The 23840-nt window shown below is 67.3% G+C and carries 20 protein-coding genes; 14 read left to right on the top strand and 6 right to left on the bottom strand.

Translation table 11 applies throughout. The features are described from left to right. Positions 1-2: 2 nt before the first annotated feature. The 3 genes from SOM18_RS06100 to glnA all read left to right on the top strand — a co-directional run bounded on the left by SOM18_RS06100 (position 3) and on the right by glnA (position 2366). Positions 3-338: an arsenate reductase family protein gene (locus SOM18_RS06100; RefSeq protein WP_031438892.1), complete on the top strand. Its 336-nt coding sequence runs from the start codon at positions 3-5 to the stop codon at positions 336-338. A 156-nt stretch (positions 339-494) separates the two neighbouring features. Continuing rightward, entirely contained in the window at positions 495-833 is a 339-nt protein-coding gene (locus tag SOM18_RS06095; RefSeq protein ID WP_031394505.1) for a P-II family nitrogen regulator, read from the top strand. A 120-nt stretch (positions 834-953) separates the two neighbouring features. Continuing rightward, a complete protein-coding gene (glnA, locus tag SOM18_RS06090; protein WP_031394506.1) occupies positions 954-2366 on the top strand; it encodes a type I glutamate--ammonia ligase in 1413 nt (470 codons plus the stop codon). Between the two features lie 273 nt (positions 2367-2639). On the opposite strand, the gene SOM18_RS06085 is transcribed toward glnA, so the two are convergent. Continuing rightward, complete coding sequence (locus SOM18_RS06085) at positions 2640-3605, bottom strand: quinone oxidoreductase family protein (protein WP_031438891.1); 966 nt, start codon at positions 3603-3605, stop codon at positions 2640-2642. Positions 3606-3709: 104 nt separating this feature from the next. On the opposite strand from SOM18_RS06085, the gene SOM18_RS06080 reads away from it, so the two are divergent. Further along, positions 3710-5134 (top strand): aldehyde dehydrogenase family protein, encoded by a 1425-nt coding sequence (locus SOM18_RS06080; protein WP_031438890.1) that lies wholly within the window; start codon positions 3710-3712, stop codon positions 5132-5134. Positions 5135-5168: 34 nt separating this feature from the next. On the opposite strand, the gene SOM18_RS06075 is transcribed toward SOM18_RS06080, so the two are convergent. The 3 genes from SOM18_RS06075 to SOM18_RS06065 all read right to left on the bottom strand — a co-directional run bounded on the left by SOM18_RS06075 (position 5169) and on the right by SOM18_RS06065 (position 13172). Next, positions 5169-6944: an SLC13 family permease gene (locus SOM18_RS06075; protein WP_031438889.1), complete on the bottom strand. Its 1776-nt coding sequence runs from the start codon at positions 6942-6944 to the stop codon at positions 5169-5171. 85 nt (positions 6945-7029) lie between these two features. Next, positions 7030-11193 carry a translocation/assembly module TamB domain-containing protein gene (locus SOM18_RS06070; RefSeq protein WP_200873996.1) on the bottom strand — a complete coding sequence of 1388 codons (4164 nt, stop codon included), beginning with the start codon at positions 11191-11193 and terminating at the stop codon, positions 7030-7032. Next, positions 11190-13172 (bottom strand): autotransporter assembly complex protein TamA, encoded by a 1983-nt coding sequence (locus SOM18_RS06065; protein WP_031438887.1) that lies wholly within the window; start codon positions 13170-13172, stop codon positions 11190-11192. Before SOM18_RS06065 ends, SOM18_RS06070 begins: the two co-directional genes overlap by 4 nt. 173 nt (positions 13173-13345) lie before the next feature. Here SOM18_RS06065 and SOM18_RS06060 point away from each other — a divergent pair, with 173 nt between their 5' ends. Beyond that, complete coding sequence (locus SOM18_RS06060) at positions 13346-13513, top strand: hypothetical protein (protein ID WP_199848933.1); 168 nt, start codon at positions 13346-13348, stop codon at positions 13511-13513. Here SOM18_RS06060 and SOM18_RS06055 read toward each other — a convergent pair. Then, a complete protein-coding gene (locus SOM18_RS06055) occupies positions 13510-14142 on the bottom strand; it encodes a S24 family peptidase (RefSeq protein ID WP_031438886.1) in 633 nt (210 codons plus the stop codon). The two genes, SOM18_RS06060 and SOM18_RS06055, sit on opposite strands and share 4 nt — an antisense overlap. A gap of 89 nt (positions 14143-14231) precedes the next feature. Here SOM18_RS06055 and SOM18_RS06050 point away from each other — a divergent pair, with 89 nt between their 5' ends. The 4 genes from SOM18_RS06050 to SOM18_RS06035 all read left to right on the top strand — a co-directional run bounded on the left by SOM18_RS06050 (position 14232) and on the right by SOM18_RS06035 (position 17288). Continuing rightward, entirely contained in the window at positions 14232-14420 is a 189-nt protein-coding gene (locus tag SOM18_RS06050; protein WP_031438885.1) for a hypothetical protein, read from the top strand. Next, complete coding sequence (locus tag SOM18_RS06045) at positions 14417-14743, top strand: hypothetical protein (protein WP_414712102.1); 327 nt, start codon at positions 14417-14419, stop codon at positions 14741-14743. Before SOM18_RS06050 ends, SOM18_RS06045 begins: the two co-directional genes overlap by 4 nt. Before the next feature lie 66 nt (positions 14744-14809). Beyond that, a complete protein-coding gene (locus SOM18_RS06040) occupies positions 14810-16006 on the top strand; it encodes an acyl-CoA dehydrogenase (RefSeq protein WP_031438883.1) in 1197 nt (398 codons plus the stop codon). A gap of 136 nt (positions 16007-16142) precedes the next feature. Next, positions 16143-17288 (top strand): CaiB/BaiF CoA transferase family protein, encoded by a 1146-nt coding sequence (locus SOM18_RS06035; protein WP_031438882.1) that lies wholly within the window; start codon positions 16143-16145, stop codon positions 17286-17288. 79 nt (positions 17289-17367) lie between these two features. Here the strand turns inward: SOM18_RS06035 and SOM18_RS06030 are convergent, their stop codons facing one another. Further along, complete coding sequence (locus SOM18_RS06030; protein WP_031438881.1) at positions 17368-18675, bottom strand: sugar MFS transporter; 1308 nt, start codon at positions 18673-18675, stop codon at positions 17368-17370. 171 nt (positions 18676-18846) lie between these two features. Between SOM18_RS06030 and SOM18_RS06025 the strand changes: the two genes are divergently transcribed. The 5 genes from SOM18_RS06025 (at position 18847) to recJ (ending at position 23817) form a co-directional block, all read left to right on the top strand. Next, complete coding sequence (locus SOM18_RS06025) at positions 18847-19608, top strand: class II aldolase/adducin family protein (protein WP_031438880.1); 762 nt, start codon at positions 18847-18849, stop codon at positions 19606-19608. A gap of 40 nt (positions 19609-19648) precedes the next feature. Next, complete coding sequence (locus tag SOM18_RS06020; protein ID WP_031438879.1) at positions 19649-20194, top strand: (2Fe-2S)-binding protein; 546 nt, start codon at positions 19649-19651, stop codon at positions 20192-20194. Positions 20195-20318: 124 nt separating this feature from the next. Next, positions 20319-21209 (top strand): RcnB family protein, encoded by an 891-nt coding sequence (locus SOM18_RS06015; protein ID WP_320481453.1) that lies wholly within the window; start codon positions 20319-20321, stop codon positions 21207-21209. Positions 21210-21299: 90 nt separating this feature from the next. Then, positions 21300-21983, top strand: a complete 684-nt coding sequence (locus SOM18_RS06010; protein WP_031438877.1) for a prolyl hydroxylase family protein — start codon at positions 21300-21302, stop codon at positions 21981-21983. An 82-nt stretch (positions 21984-22065) separates the two neighbouring features. Next, the gene (gene recJ, locus SOM18_RS06005) at positions 22066-23817 is read left to right on the top strand and encodes a single-stranded-DNA-specific exonuclease RecJ (RefSeq protein WP_192008406.1); all 1752 of its coding nucleotides are present in this window, start codon (positions 22066-22068) and stop codon (positions 23815-23817) included. Positions 23818-23840 lie beyond the last annotated feature (23 nt).

The raw sequence follows: 23840 nt of genomic DNA, 5'->3' as shown, positions 1-23840 counted from the left end.
TCGTGAAGGCGACGATCTACCACAATCCGAAATGCTCCAAGTCTCGCGAGGCGCTCGCGCTGTTGCAAGAGGTCGGTGCGGACGTCACAATCATCGAATATCTGAAGACTCCCCCGTCGCGCGCCGAACTCGTCCGTCTCTACGACAGCGCGGGCATGACGCCGCGCCAGGGCCTGCGCATGGCCGAAGACGGCGCGAAGGCGGTCAAGCACGGCGACGCCGAAGCGATCCTCGACGCGATGATGATCGATCCGCTGCTGATCGAGCGCCCGCTGGTCGAGACCGACAAGGGCGTACGCCTCGGACGGCCCATCGCGCGGCTGCACGAAATTCTGTGATCGCTGCCCCCGCATCGTGCACATCCCTTCCGGATGCTGTATTTTCGAGCAGGGTTTACGGGTGAATCGGTCGTTGCCCGAGGTGGCGACAACTGGCACGTTTGGTGCAAGGCGCCCTGTAGGGCGTTGGTTTCAACGACAATCGGGGGCGTACCTGTGAAAAAGATCGAGGCCATCATCAAGCCGTTCAAGCTTGATGAGGTGAAGGAAGCGCTGCACGAGATCGGCGTAAGCGGCATCACCGTGACCGAGGCCAAGGGCTTTGGCCGGCAGAAGGGCCATACCGAACTGTATCGTGGCGCCGAATATGTCGTCGACTTCCTGCCCAAGGTGAAACTCGAGGTCGTCGTCGCGGATGGTCTGGCACAACGCGTCGTCGAGGCGATCGCCGCAGCCGCGCAGACCGGCCGGATCGGCGACGGCAAGATCTTCGTCATTCCCGTCGAAAGCGCGCTGCGTATCCGCACCGGCGAGCGCGACGACGACGCGATTTAACGGCTTTACTGACACCGACTTCATTTGACGCGGCGCAACAATCTGTGGAATTAGCGCGCTGCGCCGCACTATCATTTCCGGCATATCTGCCGACCTATCGAGCAAAGAGGGCTTAGCATCATGGCAAATTCGGCCAACGACGTCCTGAAGATGATCAAGGACCAGGAGATCGAGTGGGTCGATCTGCGCTTCACCGATCCCAAGGGAAAGTGGCAGCATCTGACGATGGTCGCCAGCCTGATCGGTGAAGACGAGCTGACCGACGGCCTGATGTTCGACGGCTCGTCGATCGAGGGCTGGAAGGCGATCAACGAGAGCGACATGACGCTCAAGCCCGATCTCGACGCGGTCTATGTCGATCCGTTCTCAGCGACGCCGATGATGATCCTGATCTGCGACATCGCCGATCCGTCGACCGGCGAGCTCTACGCCCGCGATCCACGCTCGACCGCCAAGCGCGCCGAGGCGTATCTGCTGACGACCGGCGTCGGCGATACCGTCTATGTCGGCCCCGAGGCCGAATTCTTCATGTTCGACGACGTCCGGTTCGAGAACAGCTATTCGACCAGCTATTACAAGATCGACGACATCGAGCTGCCGGGCAATTCGGGCCGCGAATATGAGGGCGGCAATCTCGGCCACCGTCCGCGCGCCAAGGGTGGCTATTTCCCGGTCGCGCCGGTCGACAGCGCCGTCGACATCCGCGGCGAGATGGTCTCGACGATGATCGAGATGGGCCTTCCTTGCGACAAGCATCACCACGAGGTCGCGGCCGCACAGCATGAGCTGGGCCTGACCTTCGGCACGCTGACGCAGACCGCGGATCGCATGCAGATCTACAAGTACGTCGTCCACCAGGTCGCGCACGCATACGGCAAGACGGCGACGTTCATGCCCAAGCCGATCAAGGAAGATAACGGCTCGGGGATGCACACGCACTTCTCGATCTGGGATGGCAAGACCCCGCTGTTCGCCGGTAACGGCTATGCGGGCCTGTCTGACATGTGCCTGTATTTCATCGGCGGCATCATCAAGCATGCCAAGGCGGTCAATGCGTTCACCAACCCGACGACCAACAGCTACAAGCGCCTCGTCCCCGGCTACGAAGCGCCCGTGCTGCTTGCCTATTCGGCGCGCAACCGCTCGGCCTCGTGCCGCATTCCGTACGGCACCGGCCCCAAGGCGAAGCGCGTCGAAGTGCGCTTCCCCGATGCGCTCGCCAACCCGTATCTCGCTTATGCGGCGCTGATGATGGCGGGCATGGACGGCATCCTGAACAAGATCCATCCGGGCGAAGCGATGGACAAGAACCTGTACGACCTGCCGCCCGCAGAACTCGCCCAGGTTCCGACCGTCGCGGGTTCGCTCCGCGAGGCGCTCGACTGCCTGCTCGCCGATCACGACTTCCTGCTCAAGGGCGACGTGTTCTCGAAGGATCAGATCGAGAGCTATGTCGAGATCAAGCGTGCCGAAGTCGCGCGTTGGGAAATGACGCCGAGCCCGGTCGAGTATGACATGTACTACAGCGGCTGAGCCGTGCGGGCCGCACGGCGGTGCGCGAAAGCGCACAGCCGCTGTCGGCCGGCGTCGCCTATGGCGACGACCGACGACGTGGCTTCGCCACGGCGCTGACAGAAAAAGGGCGTCCGGAGCAATCCGGGCGCCCTTTCTTCGTTCGAGCATCCCGCGATTTTTGCCCTGCACGGGAAGATCAAATTAGGTTCTGCTCTATGCCCATGTGTCCCCGCGAAGGCGGGGACCCAGTCTGGCCTCCCGCCTTCGCGGGAGAACATGGCTGCGGCGCGCTCAGGCCAGCAGCACGCTACTCCCGAACGTCTCCCCTGCCTCGAGCGCCCGGTGCGCATCCGCCGCATCCTCCAGCGCGAAGGTCTGGCCGATCTCCGGCTTGAACGCGCCCTGCGCGAGCATCGCGAAGACCCGGTCGACCATCGCCTGCCGGTGCTCGGCATAATCGAACAGCGTCGGGCGCGTCACGAACAGTGATCCCTTGGCCGCGAGCACGCCGAGATTGACGCCATCGACCACGCCGCCTGCATTGCCGAAGCTGACGATAAGACCCCGCTTGGCCGCACTGTCGAGTGACGCCTGCCAAGTTGCGCCGCCGACGCCGTCGAGCGCCACGGGCACGCCCTTCCCGCCGGTGATCTCGCGCACCCGCGCGGCGATGTCCTCGGACCGGTGGAGAATGACGTGATCGGCCCCCGCCTTGCGCGTCCGCTCGGCCTTTGCCTCGCTGCCGACGCTCGCGATCACGGTCGCGCCGATCGCCTTCAGCCAGCCGACCAGGATATGCCCAACCCCGCCCGCGGCGGCATGGACGAGCACCGTCTGCCCCGCCTCGACGCGCGCGCAGCGTTCGATGAGGAACTCCGCGGTGCAGCCCTTAAGCAGGATCGCCGCGGCGGTGCGGTCGTCGAGCATGTCAGGCAAATGGAAGAGCTCACCCGCGGGCACGTTGCGCTCGGTGGCGTAGGCCCCGCGAGTCGGGCCGAAGGTGCCGACGCGGTCGCCCGAGGCAAAGCCCGTGACCCCCTCGCCCACCGCCATCACCACGCCGACCGCCTCGCTGCCGAGCCCGGAGGGCAATGCTACCGGATAGACGCCGCTGCGGTGATAGGTGTCGATATAGTTCAGCCCGACCGCGGTGTTGCGCATCCACACCTCGCCCTTGCCCGGCGCGGGCAGGTCGACGTCGTCCCACTGGATCACCTCGGGGCCACCGGTCGTCCTGATTGTCGCTACGCGTGCCATGCCCGTCTCCTGTTGGTCATGACCCTAACTAGGCTCCGCGTTTCGGGTTGCAACCGATCCGCCCGACGCCCATTCCTCTGCAAAACACGATGCGGAGAGGCATGATGAAGAGCTATCTGAAGCAGTATATCGACGGCGCCTGGGTCGACAGCGACGGCGGCCGAATCCACCAGGTCATCGACCCCTCGACCGAACAGCCCTGTACCGAGATCACGCTCGGCACCGCGGCCGATGTCGACAAGGCGGTCGCCGCCGCCCGCGCCGCGTTCGAAAGCTGGAGCCAGACGAGCGTGCAGGAGCGGCTCGACGTGCTCGGCCGAATCATGACCGAGTACAAGGCACGCATGCCCGATCTGGCCAAGGCGATGTCGCAGGAAATGGGCGCGCCGATGGCGCTCGCATCGGTGGCACAGGCGCCGACCGGCCTCGCGCATTTCTCCGCGACCGCCAAGGCGCTGGCGGCGTTCGAATTCTCCGAAGTCATCGGCAAGGCGACCGTCGTGCACGAACCGCTCGGCGTCGTCGCGATGATCACGCCGTGGAACTGGCCGCTCAACCAGATCTGCGCCAAGGTCGCGCCAGCGCTGGCGGCGGGCGACACGATGATCCTGAAGCCGTCCGAGGAGGCGCCCTCCTGCGCAATCATCCTCGCCGAGATCATGGATGCCGCGGGCGTCCCGGCGGGAGTGTTCAACCTCGTCAACGGCGACGGCCCCGGCGTCGGCGCGGCGCTGTCGAGCCACCGCGACGTCGACATGGTCAGCTTCACCGGGTCGACCCGCGCGGGCATCGCAGTCGCGCAGGCCGCCGCTCCGACCGTCAAGCGCGTTCATCAGGAGTTGGGCGGCAAGGCGGCCAACCTCGTGCTCGAGGGGGCGGACCTTTCCAAAGTCCTGCCGCCGACGGTGGCGGGCGTGCTCGCCAATTCGGGACAGAGCTGCATCGCGCCGACCCGGCTGCTGGTCCATGCCAGCCAAGTCGCCGAAGCCACCGCGATCGTGAAGTCGATGATGGAGCAGACCAAGGTCGGCGACCCTGCCGAAATGGGCCAGCATATCGGCCCCGTCGTCAACAAGGCGCAGTTCGACAAGATCCAGGGGCTGATCCAGTCGGCAATCGACGAGGGTGCGACGCTGGTCACCGGCGGCGTGGGGCGTCCCGACGGGCGCAACGCGGGCTATTACATCCAGCCGACCTTGTTCACCGATGTCCGCCCCGACATGCGGATCGCGCAGGAGGAGACGTTCGGCCCGGTCGCGACAATCACCGCCTATGCAAACCAGGACGAGGGTATTCGCATCGCCAACGCGACCGAATACGGGCTGTCCGCGACGATCTCGGGTGACCCCGCCGCCGCCGCCAAAGTCGCGCCAAAGCTGCGTGCGGGGCTGGTTACGATCAATTCGTGGAGCCCCGACATCGGCGCGCCGTTCGGCGGCTACAAGCAATCGGGCAATGGCCGCGAGAATGGCCGCTACGGGCTGACCGACTTCATGGAAGTGAAGACGGTGGTGGGCCTGCCCGGCTGATGCCGCCGACGCCCCCTCCCCTGCGGGAGGGGGCTCAGTGCATCGGCCAGACAGCAACGATCAGCGGCGTGCCGACCAGCAGCACCAGCAGCGACAGTGGCGCGCCGAGCCGGGCGTAATCGCTGAACTTGTAGCCGCCCGGCCCCATCACCAGCGTGTTGCACTGATGGCCGATCGGCGTGAGGAAGTCGCACCCCGCGCCGACCGCGGTCGCCATCAGAAACGCCTCGGGCCGATAGCCCAGATCGCCCGCAAACGTCGCGGCGATCGGCGCCATCACCAGCACGGTCGCGGCATTGTTCAGGAACGGCGTCACCGCCATCGCTGCTGCCAGGATCAGCGCGACCGCCCCCCAGGGCGGCAGCGTCGATGCGGTCGCGGACAGCCAGGTCGCGATGACGTCCGACGCGCCGGTGGTGCGAAGCGAGTCGCTGACCGGGATCAACGCTCCAAGCATGATCAGGATCGGCCATTCGACATGGTCATAGGCCTCGCGCACCGGCAGCACGCCGGTCGCCATGATCAGACCCGCCGCCGCGAAGAAGGCCACCGCCACGGGCACGAACCCCATCGCCGTTGCCCCCATCGCGACGCCGAGGATCCCGATCGGCAGCCAGCTGCGCTTCGAGACGCCAAGCCGCATCTCGCGCTGTGCCAGCGGCAGGCAACCCAGATCGCGCAGCTTGCCGGGCAGTTGTTCGAGCGGCCCCTGCAGCACCAGCACGTCGCCCGCGCGTAGCTCGATATTCGCCAGTCTGCGCGACAGATGCTCGCCCTGTCGCGATATGGCGATCAGATTGACCCCGAACCGCGCCTGCAGCGCAAGCCGCGCCGCGGTCCGGCCCGCCAGCGGCGAACCGACACTGACGACCGCCTCGATCACGCCGACTTCATCGTCGTCCGCCTGATCCGCCTTTTCGCGGTCCTCGCCTTCGAGCTTCAGCCGGTCGCGCGCGATTACGCGTTCGAGCGCATCGGGTTCGCCGCCGAGGATCAGTACGTCGCCCGCCCTCAGGTGCGTATGCTCGTTCGGCGCGCTGCGCATGCCCGCGCGCAGGATCCGCGTGATCGACACCTCGCCGTCGTGCCGTGCGAGAAAATCCTCGACCGACTCGTCGACCGCGGGGGACGTCTCGGGGATTGCGGCTTCGGTGATATATCCTTTGATATCGAGCGCTTCGCCCATCGTTGGCGCAGCCCGCCGGTCGCGCGGCAGCAGGCGATAGGCGAAGCGCAGATAGATCAGCCCCATCACCGTCAGCCCGAGCCCGACCGGGGTATAATCGAACATCCCGAACGGCTGCCCGGTCATCTGCTCGCGGACGCGGCTGACGATGATGTTGGGCGAGGTACCGACAAGCGTGATGAGACCGCCGAGCAGCGACGCGGTCGCCATCGGCATCAGGAACACCGATGGCGAGGTGTTGTTCTTCTTCGCCATCTGGAACGCGGCAGGCATCAGCATCGCCAGCGCGCCGATATTCTTGACGAGCGCGGACGAGAACCCCACCGACGCCGTCAGCACGACGAGCTGCGATCGTACCCGCGTGACCCGCTTTGCAAGCTTCGCCAGCGCGAGTTCGATCACCCCCGAGCGCTGGACCGCCGCCGAGATGACGAGCGCCGAACCGACGATGATGACGATGTCGTCGGAAAAGCCCTTGAAGGCATCCTTCGGGCTGACAATCCCCAGCGCAATGCTCGCGAGCAGGGCCAGGATCGCGGTGACGTCATAGCGAAACCGTCCCCAGATGAAGAGCATCATCATGCCGATGAGCGTGGCGATCGAAAGGGATTGGGGAAGGGTCATCTGGCCTCGATATGTGACTGCCGATCAACCATGGCCGAAAGCGCTGGTTCCCACGACAAGGGGTCCTCCGGCGTTTGCCGCCGGTTCAATAGTCCTTCGAAATGCGGACGTTCGCACTCTGCCTGCCAAGCGTGGAGATGCTCGACAGCAGCGACAGCCAGCGAGTGACCTGGAACTCGACCTGCGTCGCGCTATAGCCCTGGCCGTCGGTGACGATCTCCGCATAGAGCCGCCGCGTCACATATTTGCCCGCGGCGATCGAGGTGCCCTGCCCCGTCTGCGGATCGGCAGGCAGGATGCGCAGCCGGTCGAGACCCGCCGCACGCCGCACCGCGTTGATCGGGTTGATACCGTTGCCGCCGTCCTGCAACGCCGCCACCGCCGCCGCGAGTTGCAGGGCCTCGGGCGCGGACAGGTTGGTGATCGACGTCCCGAACAGCAGGCGCGAGAGCAGCTCGTCCTGCGGCAGCGCAGGCGTGCTGGTGAACCCGATCTCGGGCTTGAGCGCATAGCCCGTGACGCGGATCGAGGCGTTGAGCCCGGTCGAGTCCGCATTCGCCTCGATGTCGAGCGCGGGATTAGCGGGGACGCCGCCATCGAACCGGATGACGCCGCGCGCCAGTTCGAATTCGCGCCCGGCAAATTCGTAATCGCCACGGATCAGCGTCGCACGGCCCGTGATCGCGGGATTCTGCGGCTCACCGGCGATCTGGAGATTGGCGGACCATTCGCTCGTCAGCCCCAGCCCGCTGACCATGACCTGGTTCGGTGCGCGGGCCTTGATCGCCAGCGTCCAGGGGCGCGTCGGCGCGGCCTTTTCCTCGCCGCCCTCGGGCAGGTTGATCTCCCGGATGTTGAGCTGCGGCACCGCGCTCGCCGCAGTCGCCTGGCCTAGCCGATAGCGACTCTTGTTCATCACCACGTCGCCCGCGATCACGCCGCCTATCCCGTCCGATGTGAACGTCAGCGGCCCCGTCACGGTCGCGCCGATATCGTCGCGATTGATCATCACCGCGCTTGCAGCCTGAAGCCGCAGGTCGATGCCGAGCCCGTTCCTGGCCGCGAAATCAAACTGGCCAACCCCCGTCACCCGGCCGCCCTTGCCCGCGTCCGCGGCGAAACGGTCGATCACCAGACGCGAGCCGCCGAACCGGCCGCTGGCCTGGACGTTCGACAGAATCGTGCCCGTCGTCCCGCTTTCGATGCGAGCGTTGGTCGCACGGACGACACCGCGGATTACCGGCGCTTCGAGCGTACCGACGACGTCCGCCCCGATCGCCACCGGTCCCGACAGGTCGAACAGCTCGACCCCCGTCAGCCGCCACAGCGTGTCCGCGGGCCCGCTGTAGCGAAGCTGTCCGAACAGCCGCGCGCGTGCGATCCGCGTGGCGAGGTCGCCCTCACCGAGCGGTGCGAGCTGCGCCTGTGCGCGCCCGATTGTCTTGCCACCCGAGGCGATCACCGCACGCACGCCGAGCTTGTCGGGCGACAGAAGCGCCGCGACCCCGACATCGATCGGCCGCGACGACAGCACGAGCCCCGCACGGCTGAGGCCACGGATCGTCACGTCCGCCTTGCCCGTCGGCGGGTTGCCGCCGCTCGTCGCGACACTGAACGTACCCGATGCCAGACCGCCAAGACCGAGTCCCGGATAGCCGATATCGAGGATGGCCAGCGGCATCCGCGTCATGCTCGCATCGATCGCGCTGGTCGAACCGGTGAAGCGTCCGCCGATCTGCGCCTCGCCCCCCGAGAAGCTCAGCCGCGTCGGTGCGAGGCGCCAGCCATCGCCGTCGCGGGTCACGATCGCCGGGCTCAACAGTCGGAGCGGTCGCCGGTCGAGCGTCCCTTGCGCGGCGATGCGATAACTGTCGGCGGTCACGTCGGTCACGCTCTCGATATCAAATGCGCGTCCGCGCGACCCGGCAATCGACGCCTTGATCTGCCCCACCCCGCCGCGCAGCGACGCGCTGCCCGCCAGCCGCCCGATGCTGAGCGCGCCGCGTTGCAAGCCTGCGCCGGTCGCGGTCGCCTCGATCGAGGTGCCCGCGGGGTCGAGAATCGTGACGAGGTCCATATGGCCACGCCGCAACGTCCAGCCGGCAAGCGTTCCCGCGCGCGCATCGACATGCGCCTCGACGCGCTGATTCTCGCCCACCGGCCGGAAGAGCAGTTCACCCGAAAGACCGCCGCCCGCCACCGCGAGCCGCCCGTTGAAGCCGCCATCGACGATCGCGAGCGTCCCCGTCGCGCGGGTCCCGCTGACGTTCAGCGCGGCGATCGCGATCGTGGCACCCGCGCCGCGCGGCAGGAGCAGCGTTCCGGCCGCGGTAAAGGGGCCAAGCCGCGAGCCACCCGCAGCGGCAAAGGCATAGCCCTGCGCGGTCGGATCGAGATGCGCCCGCACGTTGGTCAGCCCCAGCGCCGGACTGGGGCTGGCGAGGACGAGGTCGAGCGTCGGCCGCTCGATCCTGCCGTCCAGCGTCAGCGTGACCGGCCCGTAGTTTTGCTGACGGCCACCGCCCTCGAACCGGAAACTGCCGTCGCGCCGTCTGTAGCCGTTGCCGCTCAACCGGATCTGCGGCGCGACGAGGACGAGATTGTTGAAATGCAGGACTCCGTCCGTCGTCCGTTCGAGATTGGCGGTGAGCCGCGGCAGACCGCCTGCGAGACTGCGGAAGAAGGCGTTGTCGAGACGCAGCACCTGTGCCGCGCCCTGCCCAATCACGCGCGTCCCCTTGCCGTTCGGCCCCGGAACGACGCGCAGCGTCGACGTGACGTCGACGATTCCCAGCCCCGGGATCAGATAGCGACCGAGCCGGCCATTCACCCCGACGTCGAACCGTCCGGTGCGCAGATCGACCCGGATGCCGATCCGTCCGTTAAGCTTGTCGGAGCGCAGCACGAGGTCGTCACCGGTCAACAGCGCAGGCGTGATCCGCAGCCGCCCATCGACCGACAGGTTGCGCAGGATCCCCCCGGCGACATCGCCGACCCCGGTCACGCGGGCGGCGGTGACGCGGATCGGGACGGTGACCGGCGCCGCCGACAGACGCCCCTTGCCGGCGATCCGCACGCGATCGAAGCCGGTCTTGTCGAAGGTCAGTCGTGCCGCGTCGAGGCGGTAGTCGAAGCTTGCGGTCGCGAAGGCACCGTCGAGAATGGCGCGCAGTTCGATGCCGCTGCCCCCCATCGTCCCGATCAGCGCCGTCGGCCGCAGCAGCCGCGCCTTCACGCGAAGATCACGAAACGCGTTCGCGCCGAGATCGACGATACCCGTCGTGTCGAGCGAGAGCGCCGGCGACCGCAGCGACAGCCGCCCGTCGAGCCGGCGTTCGACGAACGTCGCGGCGCCATTGACCAGCACCCGCGGCGTCGTGAGCGCTGCGAGCCGTCCGCTGAGCAGCCCCGAGGGGGCGAGCGTTCCCGACAGCGTATAGCGTCCGCTTGCCTGTGAAAGCGCGAGATCGACCGCGCGTGCCGTGCCGACAATACCCTGTGCGCGGCCCGTCCAGCGTGCCCAGCGGCCGTCACCGGTGACGACGAGCGCGACGTTGCTCCGGGCGCCGATCATCCGGGCGAGCACCCCGTTCGCCGCCCCGCGCGCCGCTACGTCCAGATCGAACCGGTCTCGCGCTGGCTCCGCATCGATCCGCAGCTTGAGCCGGTCGCTGCCCGCGACCAGCGCGTTCACGTCGACGAGCGCGCGTCCCGAGCGGATATCGGCACGGCCGTCGAGCCGCGCGACGCGTGCGGTGCCGAGCACGCGCGTGTCGAGCAGCAGGCGTCCGACCGTGAGCCGCCCGATCCGGATGTCGAAATCGGGGAGGATCGGCGTGCGCCTCTTCGACGGTCGCGTGCGCGGGACGTGGAACAGCGTCGCGCGATCGATCGCGAGCCGGCGGATCTCGAGCCGGTTCGAAAACCAGCGGATGGGCGACCAGTCGAGTTCGACGCGCGGCGCCTGGAACACGAGCCCGTCGAGATCATAGACGCGCAGATCAGTCAGCCGCGTATCACCATAGAGAGACCCGTCGATCCGCCCGATCGTGAAGCGCAGCCCGTTGGCCGCGCGGATCGCGCCGACCCGATTGGCGACATAGCGGTGGCCGATATCGGTATCGACGATCAGCAGCGCGGCGCCGAGGATCGCCACCAGGGCAAGGAACGCCGCCGCAAGCCAGCGCCACCAGCGGCGCCGTGGCACAGGCCGGCCCGGCTCTGTCGTCTCGGTCGCGGCGTCGGTCAAAACGCCTGTCCCAGCGATACATAGACCGCGATCCGGCTGTCGCCCGGTTGCGGGTTGATCGGCGTCCCGACATCGAATCGGATCGGGCCGAAGTTCGAATAATAGCGCACCCCGATCCCCGTGCCATATTGCAGGCCGGTGAATTTGGGCAGCGGCGACGTGTAGATGTTGCCCGCATCGAGGAACGGCACGACCCCGAAATTGCCGAACGCCTTGATCCGCGCCTCGATCGAGAATTCGGTCAGGCTGCGGCCGCCGATCGGGTCGTTGTTCGGATCGCGCGGACCGATCGACTGATAGCCATAGCCGCGTATCGACGCGCCGCCGCCGGCATAGAAACGCCGCGACGGTGCCACCTGATCGCGCGGCGCGCCGACGATCGTGCCGAGCCGGGTCCGCCCCGCCAGCACGATCCCGTCGCTGACCGTCCGGTACACGCTCGCGTCGATCTGCGTCCGCGCATAGCCGAACACCGATCCCTGGAACGATGCCTCCGGGCTCAGCCGCCCGCCGAGCCGGAACCCGCGCGTCGGGTTGAGCAGGTCGTCCGATCCGTCATAATTCAGCGTGGTCGGCAGCGCGCCGATGAAGAAGGTCCGGCGTCGAGGATCGCCGGTCGACACGATCACGTCGCGTTCGTCCGACGCGATCAGCTCCGCGCCGAGCGACCAGGTCCAGGTCTTCTGGAAGAAGATGTTCGTCTGGCGTTCGATGCTGCCGGCCAGCGTGAAGGTCTTGGCCTCATACGCATCGCGGTTGATATGCACCGCGGAGACCTGCGCGGTCAGCACGCGGTCGCGCGCATGAAAGTTGTTGCGGCGATAGACGATCGCGCCGAGCTGCTCCTGCGTCCCGATAACGCTGCGCAGCGTGAGCGCGCCCTCGGGCGGAAACAGGTTGCGATGCGTCCAGCTGACCTCGGCGCGTGCGCCCTCGCCCGTGCCATACCCAAGCTCGCCCGCGACCGTGCGCGGCGGCGCGCGGTCGAGCTTCACACCGATATCGACGCTGTCGGCGGTGCTGCCCGGGATCGGCCTGACCTCGACCGACGACACCAGGCTGGTCTGGACGAGCGCCCGGCGCAGATCGTCCAGCTCGCCCGCATCATAGGGCTGACCGGGCGTGAACCGCGCGATCTCCTGCACATGCTCCGCATCGAACACGCGGTTGCCGGGCAGCGCGACGATCCGGCCAAAGCGCTTCTGGCCGCCCGGGACGATCGACAGGTCGAGCGTCGCGGTGCGCGTCGCATGGTCCACCACGATCGCCGGATCGCCGACCTTGGCGAACGGAAAGCCCTCGCGCCCGATCTGAGTTGTCAGCTTGGCCTCGCCCGCGACGATCGCATCCGAGTTGACCGGGTCGGCAGGCTTGATGCCGAAGGCCTGGGCCAGCGCGGGCGCCTTGTCCCCCGCCGCCGCCAGACCATCGATCGTCACGCCCGTGAAGGTGTAGCGCGTGCCCGGATCGGCCGAGACGATCACCAGCGGCTTCTGCCCGGGCTCGACCCGGGTGGTGACGCGCGCGTCATAATAGCCCTCGGCGCGCAAAAGGCTGTTGAGCAGGTCGCCGTCCTCGCGCGCACGGCGATCGAGCTGCGCGGCATTGGCAACCTCGCCGTCGTTCGCGTTGAGCGTCGAGAGCTGGTCAAACCGCTGTTTCAGCAGCGCGTTTCCAACCGAGTCGATCCCTTCCAGCCGCCACGAATAGCGCGTCTCGGTCGTCGCATCGGTGTTGGTCGCGACGGTGACTGGATCATCGGTGGCGGCGGCAAGATCGGGCCAGGCGACGCCGATATCCGGCAGCGGCGCGAGCGGGGACATGGGATCGAGCGACACCGGCGCGTCCGCGGCCGCAGCGCCCTCCTGCGGCGTGGACACGCGTGTCTGGGCGGCGGCGCGGGGGGGCGCCGTCAGCATCGGCACGACAAGGACGGCGGTGGCCGTACCGATCCCGACCCACCCGAAGCGATACACCATGCTCGCCTCCTAGCCGGGCTTGGCCCCCCGCAACAGTCGTTCGTGACGCATTTTCGCCACGTTTCGTCATGACATCGAAATACTCTGCCGGACAATCAGCGCGTTGCGCGGTGCATCGTCCGCGCCGACGGCGGGCACTGGCGTCCGCGCGCGCGACGTGGCAGGTGCGGGACATGGCTGACAAACGTCCGACCGCCGCCGGCGGCTTCCTGATCGCGATGGGCATTCTTGGCGGCGCGGGGGTCGGATTTGCGATCGGCCAGGCCACGCCCGGTCTCCTGATCGGCACCGCGATCGGCGTCGCCGCAGCGCTCCTCGTCTGGATCCGTGACCGCCGCTAGGCGGGTTCGCGCATCTGCCAGACGACGCGGCCGACAATGTCGACCGGGCCGTCGGGTACAGGCGGCGCGGCAGGATTGTCGCTCGACACGGCGAGCGTCCCATCGCGCAACGCGACCCGCTTGACCATCGTCAGGCCATCGACCCGGATGACGTGAAGCCGTCCGCGCGCGCCCGGCACCGTGGTCGCCATATCGACGATGATGTGATCGCCATCCTGCAGGCCGGGCTCCATCGATGTTCCCCGGACCCGGATGATCGCCGCCTGCCCGTCGCGCAGCCCGAGCCGCCGCGCCAGCGCGGGGTCGATCACGTCGGTGCCCAGCAGCACCTCGTCATCGACCAGCGCGCCCGGCCCGGCCGACGCCTGCACCGCCAGGCGGGCGATCCGAAACCCGGTTCGCCTTTCGCTGCCCTTCGTTCCGCTCCCGCCGAGCACATGATCCTCGACGCCGAGATACTGAGCGAGCAGCCGGCGATCGTCCTCCGCCAACCGTCGTGGCGACCCGCGCTTCACATACTGCTGCAGATAGGCCGCGTTGCGTCCCAGCATCGCCGACAGGGCCGCCATACTGTCCCCGCGCGCAGCCGCAAGCCGTGCCAGCGCTGCTCGGGGATCGGGATCGGACATGGCGAGACCATAGCGCAGGAAAAATCCTAGACAAGTTGGATTTCAGGGAACAGATCGTGAACGGAGACGGGAATCACGAGGAGCAAACGATGTCCGTACTGGTCAAGATCAACCGATATCTGCGGCAGACCGACATGGGGGCGGCCACCTTCGGACGGCGTGCGGTGAATGATTCCCGGCTCGTCGCGGATCTCAGACGCGGTCGCCAGCCACGCGCGGGACTGGTCGCGCGGATCGAGGCGTTCATCGCGAACACGTCCGGGCGCGGCCGGTCGTGATGATGGACCCCCTGCGCGGCCCCGATGTCGCGACGCGGTTGATCCGCGCACTTCACGCCAGTGCCGCAGCATCGGGCACGTCATTCGAGCTGATCGAGACGGTTTCGCGCCCATGGGCGAGCGCGACCTTCTCGGGCGAGCAACATCATCTGGTCATCCTGGCGGATCCCATACCCGGTTTTCGATCCTGGCTTGCCGCCCTGCCCGATGCCGAGCTGCCGCTGCGGGGGCACATCCTCGCCGATCTCGCGATCGACGCAGTGGAGCTGGTCGGGTCGCGGCTGCGTGTCACCATCGCGGCGTTGACGCTGATCGACGCATAGCCATGCCTTGGGGCTGGACTTTCGGCCTTGGAAACACGAAGTCGGCGGCCAATGAAGGAGATGACGATGGCAGGCACCGGCGCCGGAATGGGCAAGTTCGAATGGGCGGATCCGTTCCTGCTCGACGACCAGCTGAGCGAAGACGAACGCATGATCCGCGATACCGCGCGCGCCTATGCCGAGGACAAGCTCGCGCCGCGGATCATCGACGCGTTCCAGCACGAACATACCGATCCCGCGATTTTCCGCGAGATGGGTGATCTCGGCCTGCTCGGACCGACTATCCCAGAGGAATATGGCGGCGTCGGCGCCTCCTATGTCGCGTACGGCCTAGTCGCGCGCGAGGTCGAGCGGATCGACTCGGGTTATCGCTCGATGATGTCGGTCCAGTCGAGCCTGGTGATGTACCCGATCAATGCGTTCGGTTCCGAAGCACAGAAGCGCAAATATCTGCCGAAGCTCGCGACTGGCGAGTTCATTGGTTGCTTCGGACTGACCGAGCCCGATGCGGGGTCGGACCCCGGCGGCATGACGACGCGCGCGAAGAAGACCGCGAACGGCTATGTCATCTCGGGCGCCAAGACCTGGATCTCCAACTCGCCGATCGCCGACGTGTTCGTGGTCTGGGCCAAGTCCGACGAGCATGGCGGTGGCATCCGCGGCTTCATCCTGGAACGCGGGATGAAGGGGCTCGAGACGCCCAAGATCGAGGGCAAGCTGTCGCTGCGGGCGTCGATCACCGGCATGATCCTGATGGACGAGGTCGAGGTCGGCGAGGACGCGTTGCTCCCCGACGTCCAGGGGCTGAAGGGGCCGTTCGGCTGTCTCAACCGCGCGCGCTACGGGATCTCGTGGGGTGCGCTCGGTGCCGCCGAATTCTGCTTCCACGCCGCGCGGCAATATGGCCTCGATCGCAACCAGTTCGGCACCCCGCTCGCCGGGCGGCAGCTCTATCAGAAGAAGCTCGCCGACATGGAGACCGAGATCGCGCTCGGGCTCCAGGCGTCACTGCGCGTCGGGCGGCTGATGGACGAGGGGCGGTTCGCGCCCGAGATGGTCTCGATCGTCAAGCGCAACAATGTCGGCAAGGCGCTCGACATCGCGCGGATGAGTCGGGACATGCACGGCGGCAACGGCATTTCGGGGGAATATCAGGTAATGCGTCACATGATGAACCTCGAGACGGTCAACACCTATGAGGGCGCACACGACGTCCACGCGCTGATCCTCGGCCGCGCGATCACGGGTATTGCAGCGTTCTAGTGATAGGCCACGTGCTTGCTTGCCACCCCGGCGAAGGCCGGGGCCCAGTTGGGGAACGCGCCTTGGCTGATGCTGCGTGTCGTTACTACAACCTTTCCAACTGGGCCCCGGCCTCCGCCGGGGTGGTGATTTAATCGTGGAAGGCAAACCTACACCCCTCGCCGGCCTAAAGGTCGTCGAACTCGCCCGCATCCTCGCCGGCCCCTGGGCTGGCCAGGTGCTCGCCGATCTCGGTGCCGACGTCACCAAGGTCGAGAGCCCCGCCGGCGACGACACCCGGACCTGGGGCCCGCCGTTCATCGACAACCCCGACGGCACCCGCGACGCGGCCTATTTCCACGCCGCCAACCGCGGCAAGCGCTCGGTCGTCGCGGACTTCACGACGCCCGAGGGACAGGCTGCGGTTCGTGCGCTGATCGCCGACGCCGATGTCGTGATCGAGAATTTCAAGGTCGGCGGGCTTGCCAGATACGGGCTCGACTATTCGACGCTCGCCGCAATCAATCCGCGGCTCGTCTATTGCTCGATCACCGGCTTCGGACAGGACGGACCCTACGCACCGCGCGCGGGCTATGACTTCATCGTCCAGGGCATGAGCGGGATCATGGATCTCACCGGCGAGCCCGATGGGGCGCCGCAGAAGATCGGGGTCGCGTTCGCCGACATCATGACCGGGCTGTATTCGGTGATCGCGATCCAGGCGGCGCTCGCGATGCGCGAGCGGACCGGTCGGGGGCAGCAGATCGACATGGCGCTGCTCGACACGATGACCGGCGTCCTCGCCAATCAGGCGATGAACTGGTTCGCGAGCGGCGTCTCGCCGACGCGGGTCGGCAACGCCCACATGAACGTATGCCCCTATGCCGTATTCCCGACCAGCGACGGGTGGTTCATCCTCGCGGTCGGCAATGACGGGCAGTTCCGGCGGTTCTGCGATGCGATGGGCTTACCTGAAATGCGCGACGATCCGCGGTTCGCGACCAATGCCGGGCGGCTCGCCTTCAAGGACATCTTGTTTGCAGGGATCGAGGCGGCGACCTCGCTGGTGCCTAAACTCGAGCTGCTCGCGCGGCTGGAGGCGGTCGGTGTCCCCGCCGGGCCGATCAACACCGTCGCGCAGGCATTCGACGATCCACAGGTGATCGCGCGCGGCATGGCGATCGACGTCGTGCGTCCGGATGGATCGACCGTCCCGGGTCTCCGCACGCCGATCCGCTTCTCGGATGCCGATCTCGCGACCGGGCGCGCGGCACCAATGCTACCAAAACACCCGTCATCCTGACGAAAGTCAGGATCCAGAGCCACGGACGGTAGCGGTCGTGGCTCTGGATCCTGGGTCTAGCCCAGGATGACGACGGGGATTAGGCGACGGCCGTCACCGGCTTGCGCGCATACACCCCGTACGCAAGGATCAGCGCGTAGCAGATCGCCGGGAGCAGCAACGCGAAGTGCAGGCTGCCCGACGAGTCCGCGAGCACGCCCGTGAAATAGGGAATGATCGCGCCGCCGACGATCGCCGTGGCGATCACGCCCGACCCCTCGGCCGCACGCTTGCCAAGGCCTTCAGATGCCAAGGCGAAGATCGTCGGGAACATCACCGAATTCATGAGCCCGATCGACAGCAAGGCCCAACCCGACACGGCACCCTCGGTATTCGCCGAGATCAGGATCAGCGCCAGCGTCCCGGTCGCGACACCGGCCAGAACCTTGCCTGGCGACACCTTGTTGAGGACATAGGCCCCGATGAACCGCCCGATCAGCGCGCCGCCCCAGTAGAAGGGCACGTGCTGACCGGCAGCGACATCGCTCAGGCCCATCACGCTCGGCTGCATCAGGTAGTTGACGATCAGCGAGCCGACCGCGACCTCGGCGCCGACATAAAGGAAGATGCACGCCGTCCCCATCGCGAAGCGCGGGCGCTTGAGCAGCGTGAAGGCGTGGAGGATGCTGCCCGTCTGCTCCTGCTCCTCGTTCAGCCGGTTCCGCCGCGTCCAGACGACGGCGGCGACGATCAGCAGCGCGATCGCGAGGCCGATATAGGTGTGCACGACGGTCCGCGACGATTCGGTCCGGTAGGCGTCAAGCGCGGCGCCGGTCAGCGTCGAGGAATCCACCGTCGCGAGACCACCAAGGATGACCGCGGAACCGACATAAGGGAAGATCGTCGTGCCGAGCGAGTTGAACGCCTGCGCGAAGGTCAGCCGGCTCGATGCCGATTTCGGCGCGCCGAGCGCCGAGATCAGCGGGTTGGCGACGACCTGAACGACCGTGATGCCCGCGCCCAGCACGAAAAGCGCGAACAGGAACATCTCGAAGCTGGCCTTGCCCGCCGCCGGGATGAACAACAGGCACCCGACGGTCATCGTCACCAGCCCGATCGAGGCGGTGCGCATATAACCGGCCTTGCGCACGATCGCCGCGGCAGGAATCGAGAACAGCGCATAGGCGAGGAAGAAGGCCGACTGGACCAGCATCGCGGTCGCATGGTCGAGCGTGAACAGCTCCTTCATCTTCGGAATGATGATGTCGTTCAGCGAGGTGATGCCACCGAAGATGAAGAACAGGGCGAAGACGAAGACGCGCAGGTCGGGGGCGTCGTAACCGTGATTGGCATCGCCCTCTGCGGCGGCGCCTCCCGCGGCGGCGGTGTGATGGGTGTCGACATGCATGATAAATTGCGCCCTCTCGCGGTCTTGTTGGGCGGCGGCATAAGCCGGGGCGACCGCGCGTGGCAATGGTTAGAGGCGCGTTCGCGTCCGGCCGCGGCGTGGCACCCGTCGATTGCCGCGCTTTCGGGCATCGGGTATGCCGTTTGCAAACGCGACAAGGGAGAGCATGAGATGGCGACCGCAGCGCTGCGCAATTCGACGGTTTCACCCGCGGAATGGGAGGCCCGCCAACAGCTTGCCGCCTGCTACCGGGTCTTCGACATGCTCGGCTGGTCCGAGATGATCTACAACCACATCACGTTGAAGATCCCCGGCGAGGACGGCGCGTTCCTGATCAACCCGTTCGGGCTGCATTTCAGCGAGGTGACTGCGTCGAGCCTCGTCAAGATCGACATCGACGGCAACAAGCTCGACCAGAACCCCTATCCGGTCAATCTCGCGGGCTTCACGCAGCACGCGCTGTTCCACAAGCACCTGCCCGACGCGCATTGCATCATGCACACGCACACCACCGCGGGCATGGCGGTCAGCGCGGTCGAGGGCGGGCTTCAGCCGACCAATTTCTATGCGTGCAACTTCATCGGCCAGATCGCCTATCATGATTTCGAGGGCGTCACCGTCCGGTCGGAAGAGGGCGAACGGCTGATCGAGCATCTCGGCGACAAGCGCGTGATGCTGCTGCGCAATCACGGCATCCTGGTCATGGGCCGGACGCTGCCCGAGGCGTTCATCAAGCACTGGTCGCTGCAGCGCGCCTGCGAGATCCAGGTCGCGACGGCGTCGATGGGCACGCCGATCCTGATCCCCGACGATGTCGTCAAGGTCCACCAGCGCGATCTCGGCAAGGTCTCGCTGCCCGGTGGCGCGGGCAAGGCGGATTTCGAGGCGATGGTTCGGCTGGTTGACAAGCGTGACACGAGCTGGCGGCAATAGCCCCCTCCCCTCCGCCCAGGGGATCGGCTAGCGCGCGGGGATGACCCGCTTCACCGTCAACAACCAGGCGATCGAATATCGGCTCGATCCCGCGACGCCGCTGCTCTGGGCGCTGCGCGACGCGTCGAACCTGACGGGGACCAAATATGGCTGCGGCACCGGCCATTGCGGCGCCTGCACGGTCGATATCGACGGTCGTGCGGTGCGCAGCTGCCGTGTGCCGATCGGGTCGATCGAGGGGCGCTACGTCACCACGATCGAGGGGCTGTCGCACGAACGCAACCACCCGCTGCAGCTCGCCTTCATCGCCGAAGCGGTGCCGCAATGCGGCTTCTGCATCCCCGGCATGATCATGGCCGCCGCCGCGCTGCTGAAACGCGATGCAAACCCGAGCGAAGCGCTGATCCGCGAACAGATCACCAATCTGTGCCGCTGCGGCGTCTATCCGCGCGTCGTCGAGGCGATCCAGCGCGCGGGCCGCGCGACCCGGGGTGAGGAGGTCCTGCCCGCTGGCCCGCGCCCCGGGATCGACCCGGCGGATTCCGCACGGCTCGTTCCCGCGCTCGTCCCGCCGCCCGCGCGCTAAGCCGCACGCGCACGAATCCTGTCGGATCGCTGACCAAGCCATTCAGCGTCGCCTCACGCCCGTAAGGCTAGAAGGGGTGCACCATAGGAGCCGGCTCGTGCGCCGGCAGTCGAGGACGACGGCAATGACGCGGAGTTTCCTGAAGATCTTGCTCGTGGCATCCGCACTGGTGCCGGTTGCCGCACAGGCGCAGCGGTTCGGTGCCGAGGCGCCGGGGAATGGCGAGATGCGCGGTGATTGGAGCGATCGCGGCGATCGGGGCGATCGTCCGCAACGTGCGGACCAGGGCACGGTCGTGCAGGGCCAGGCACGCGGTGACGGTGGCTATGGGCGTAACGGCCGCCCGGACGCGCCCCGCCAGGACTGGAATGCACGTGTGGGGTCGGACCGGCAGGCCGACCAGGTTCGCGAGAACTGGGTCCGCGGCAATGCGCAGCGCGATGCCGCCCGCCAGGACGTCCGAAACGACCGCCGCGGTCAGCCCGATCGCGCGCGCTTTGACGGCCGCCCAGGCGAGGACCGCGGCTATCGTGACGTTCCACGCGGGCGCGACGACCTCCGCGGCCGCCCGGATGGGCGTGGACGCGACGACTGGCGCGGCCGTGACGGCGATCGGGACCGCGGCGGCTATCGCAGCGGCCAGCATTTTGGCGGCTACGGCACCGTCCAGGGCTATGGCCGCGGCGGATATGGCCAGCGCGGCGCATGGAACCGCGGCTGGCGCAGCGACAATCGCTATGGCTGGAGCGACTATCGCGCGAGCAACCGCGGCGCCTACCGCCTGCCGCGCTATTATGCGCCGAACGGATGGGGCTCGGGCTATCGCCGCTTCGGCATCGGCTTTTCGCTGAACAGCATCCTGTACAACCAGAATTACTGGATCCAGGATCCCTACACCTATCGCCTGCCCGAGGCCTATGGGCCGTATCGCTGGGTCCGCTATTACAACGACGCGTTGCTCGTCGATCTCGACAGCGGGCGGGTCGTCGACACGGTCTACGACATCTTCTGGTAGGCGCATCGCGGCACGACGAGCGACCGCGCCCGTCGTGCCGCACGCGTTCGCCCCCTTGCGTTTCGCGGACGGCTGCGCAAATTCGGATCCATGGGTTTATTCACCAAAGCCAAGCCGCAGGATCCGATGGCGCCGACGCGGCAGGCGGCGGGCGCCAGCGTCGCCGCGCGGCTCGACGCCAATCCGAAGGTCCAGCGGATCGCGATCGACGGCGTGCAATTCTATCACCACGCCAATTTCCTCGACGCCGCAACCTGTCGCGCGCTCATCGCGCTGATTGATTCGAAGCGGCGACCGTCGACGCTGCTGTCCGACCGCCCGAACAGCAGTTTCCGCACGTCGGAGAGCTGCGACATGGATCGCTGGTCCCCCGATGTGCAACCCACCGACGAGGCGATCGCCGCGCTGCTCGGCATTGACCTGCCGCATGGCGAAACGATGCAGGGGCAGCGTTACGCCCCCGGCCAGCAATTTCGCGCGCATCACGATTATTTCCATGCGAGCGAAAGCTATTGGGACAAGATGCAGGAACAGGGCGGCCAGCGCACCTGGACCGCGATGGTCTATCTGAACGACGTGCCCGAGGGTGGCGCCACGTGGTTCCCGCAGGCGGGCGTCAAGGTCGCGCCCAAGCGCGGGCTGCTGCTCGCGTGGAACAACATGAGCCCCGACGGCAGCCCCAATGGCCTGACGCTCCACGAAGGCATGCCGGTGGTTGAGGGCGTCAAATACATCGTCACGAAATGGTTTCGCGAACGCCCCTGGATCAAGTGACGCCCCCCCCGCCGGGGGAGGGTGGCCTGGCCGCGTCGGTGAACCCGCTCGACAATCCCCCCGCAGCCACTACCTCCGGCGCATGACAGTTCTCGGCGTAACCTCCTCGATCCTCGGCCAGCCCTGGCGCTGGCGCTCGCTCGCCGCAGACGCGCGCGACGGGTTTGGCGGCGACGATCTGGTGACCCAGCTCCTTCTCGCACGCGGCTGCCCGCGCGAGGCGCTCGACGCGCACCGCACGCCGTCGATCCGCGCGTTCATGCCCGACCCGTCGATCTTCCGCGACATGGACCGCGCAGCCGATCGGCTCGCCGATGCGGTGCAGGCGGGCGAACAGGTCGCGATCTTCGGCGATTACGACGTCGACGGCGCGACTTCCGCCGCGCTGATGATCCTCGTGCTGCGCGATCTGGGGATCGAGGCGCGCGCCTATATCCCCGACCGCCTGCTCGAAGGCTATGGCCCGTCGGGCGAGGCCATGGTCCGGCTCGCGGGCGAAGGCGCCTCGCTGATCGTCACCGTCGACTGCGGCGCGCAGGCGTTCGACGCGCTCGATGCCGCGCGCGATGCGAAGGTCGATGTGATCGTGATCGATCACCACAAATGCTCGACTGCGCTCCCGCACGCATTGGCACTCGTCAATCCCAACCGGCTCGACGAGGATGAGGGCGCCGCACACGGCCATCTCGCTGCGGTCGGCATGTGCTTCCTCGCCGCCGCCGCGCTCGTCCGCACGCTGCGCACGCGTGGCTTCTTTGAGAACCGCGCCGAGCCCAAGCTCATCGACCTGCTCGACATCGTCGCGCTCGGCACGGTCGCCGACGTCGCGCAGTTGCGCGGGCTCAACCGTGCGTTCGTCGCACAGGGGCTGAAGGTCATGGGCGCGCGCCGCAACATCGGCGTCGCGGCGTTGATCGCGGCGTCGCGACTGACGCGCAACCCGACCTGCACCGATCTCGGCTTCGCGCTCGGCCCGCGGATCAACGCCGGCGGGCGCATCGGCCGCGCCGATCTCGGCGTCCGCCTGCTGACCACGCAGGACCCCGACGAGGCGCGCGGGATCGCCGAGGAGCTCGACCGTCTCAACGAGGAACGCCGCGCGATCGAGACCGCGGTGCAGGAGGCCGCCGACCTGCTCGCCAGCCGCGAGCGCAGCGTCTCGGTCGTCGCCGGACAGGGCTGGCATCCCGGCGTCATCGGCATCGTCGCAGGCCGGCTGAAGGAAAAGCTCGGTCGGCCCGCGATCGTCATCGCGATCGACGAACACGGCATCGGCAAGGGATCGGGCCGGTCGATCCCGGGCGTGGACCTCGGCGCGGCGGTGATGGCGGCGCGTGAGCAGGGCCTGCTCGTTTCAGGGGGCGGCCACGCGATGGCGGCCGGACTGACGATTGCCGAAGCGGCGATCCCGGCTTTCGCCGACTTCCTCGAGGACCGGCTCGCCGCAGCGGTCTCGCAGTCCAATGACGGCCGTGCGCTTTTGCTCGATGCGGTCCTGGCCGCGGGCGGGGTCAATCCTGCGCTGGTCGAGTCGATGGACGCAGGGGGACCTTATGGGATGGGCTGGCCCGCACCGCGCGTCGCGATGGGGCCGGTCCGCGTGATCAAGGCGGATGTGGTGGGCAATGGCCATGTCCGCACGATCGTCGCGGGCGACGACGGCCGCAGCGTCAAGGCGATGGCGTTCCGCGCCGCCGAGACGCCGCTCGGTCAGGCGCTGCTCGGCGCGGCCCCGCACCGCAAGCTCTGGCTCGCCGGTCGCGCCAAGATCGACGACTGGGCATCGCGCCCCGCAGCAGAATTGCACGTCGAAGATGCCGCTTGGGCCGATTGAAGGGTTGACGGGCCAGCCACTTG

Source organism: Sphingomonas sp. CFBP9019 (assembly GCF_034045155.1).
Taxonomy (GTDB): domain Bacteria; phylum Pseudomonadota; class Alphaproteobacteria; order Sphingomonadales; family Sphingomonadaceae; genus Sphingomonas; species Sphingomonas aerolata.
Note: the sequence above shows the minus strand (reverse complement) of the source record. Positions and strands in the feature narration are given on the sequence as shown.

Excerpts from the sequence above, each read along its gene's own strand:
- SOM18_RS06060 (WP_199848933.1), top strand. The coding sequence starts at position 13,346 with ATGGCTGACAAACGTCCGACCGCCGCCGGCGGCTTCCTGATCGCGATG.
- SOM18_RS06085 (WP_031438891.1), bottom strand. The coding sequence starts at position 3,605 with ATGGCACGCGTAGCGACAATCAGGACGACCGGTGGCCCCGAGGTGATC.
- SOM18_RS06025 (WP_031438880.1), top strand. The coding sequence starts at position 18,847 with ATGGCGACCGCAGCGCTGCGCAATTCGACGGTTTCACCCGCGGAATGG.
- SOM18_RS06030 (WP_031438881.1), bottom strand. The coding sequence starts at position 18,675 with ATGCATGTCGACACCCATCACACCGCCGCCGCGGGAGGCGCCGCCGCA.
- SOM18_RS06075 (WP_031438889.1), bottom strand. The coding sequence starts at position 6,944 with ATGACCCTTCCCCAATCCCTTTCGATCGCCACGCTCATCGGCATGATG.
- recJ (WP_192008406.1), top strand. The coding sequence starts at position 22,066 with ATGACAGTTCTCGGCGTAACCTCCTCGATCCTCGGCCAGCCCTGGCGC.
- glnA (WP_031394506.1), top strand. The coding sequence starts at position 954 with ATGGCAAATTCGGCCAACGACGTCCTGAAGATGATCAAGGACCAGGAG.
- SOM18_RS06080 (WP_031438890.1), top strand. The coding sequence starts at position 3,710 with ATGAAGAGCTATCTGAAGCAGTATATCGACGGCGCCTGGGTCGACAGC.
- SOM18_RS06055 (WP_031438886.1), bottom strand. The coding sequence starts at position 14,142 with ATGTCCGATCCCGATCCCCGAGCAGCGCTGGCACGGCTTGCGGCTGCG.
- SOM18_RS06010 (WP_031438877.1), top strand. The coding sequence starts at position 21,300 with ATGGGTTTATTCACCAAAGCCAAGCCGCAGGATCCGATGGCGCCGACG.
- SOM18_RS06050 (WP_031438885.1), top strand. The coding sequence starts at position 14,232 with ATGTCCGTACTGGTCAAGATCAACCGATATCTGCGGCAGACCGACATG.
- SOM18_RS06020 (WP_031438879.1), top strand. The coding sequence starts at position 19,649 with ATGACCCGCTTCACCGTCAACAACCAGGCGATCGAATATCGGCTCGAT.
- SOM18_RS06015 (WP_320481453.1), top strand. The coding sequence starts at position 20,319 with ATGACGCGGAGTTTCCTGAAGATCTTGCTCGTGGCATCCGCACTGGTG.
- SOM18_RS06040 (WP_031438883.1), top strand. The coding sequence starts at position 14,810 with ATGGCAGGCACCGGCGCCGGAATGGGCAAGTTCGAATGGGCGGATCCG.
- SOM18_RS06065 (WP_031438887.1), bottom strand. The coding sequence starts at position 13,172 with ATGGTGTATCGCTTCGGGTGGGTCGGGATCGGTACGGCCACCGCCGTC.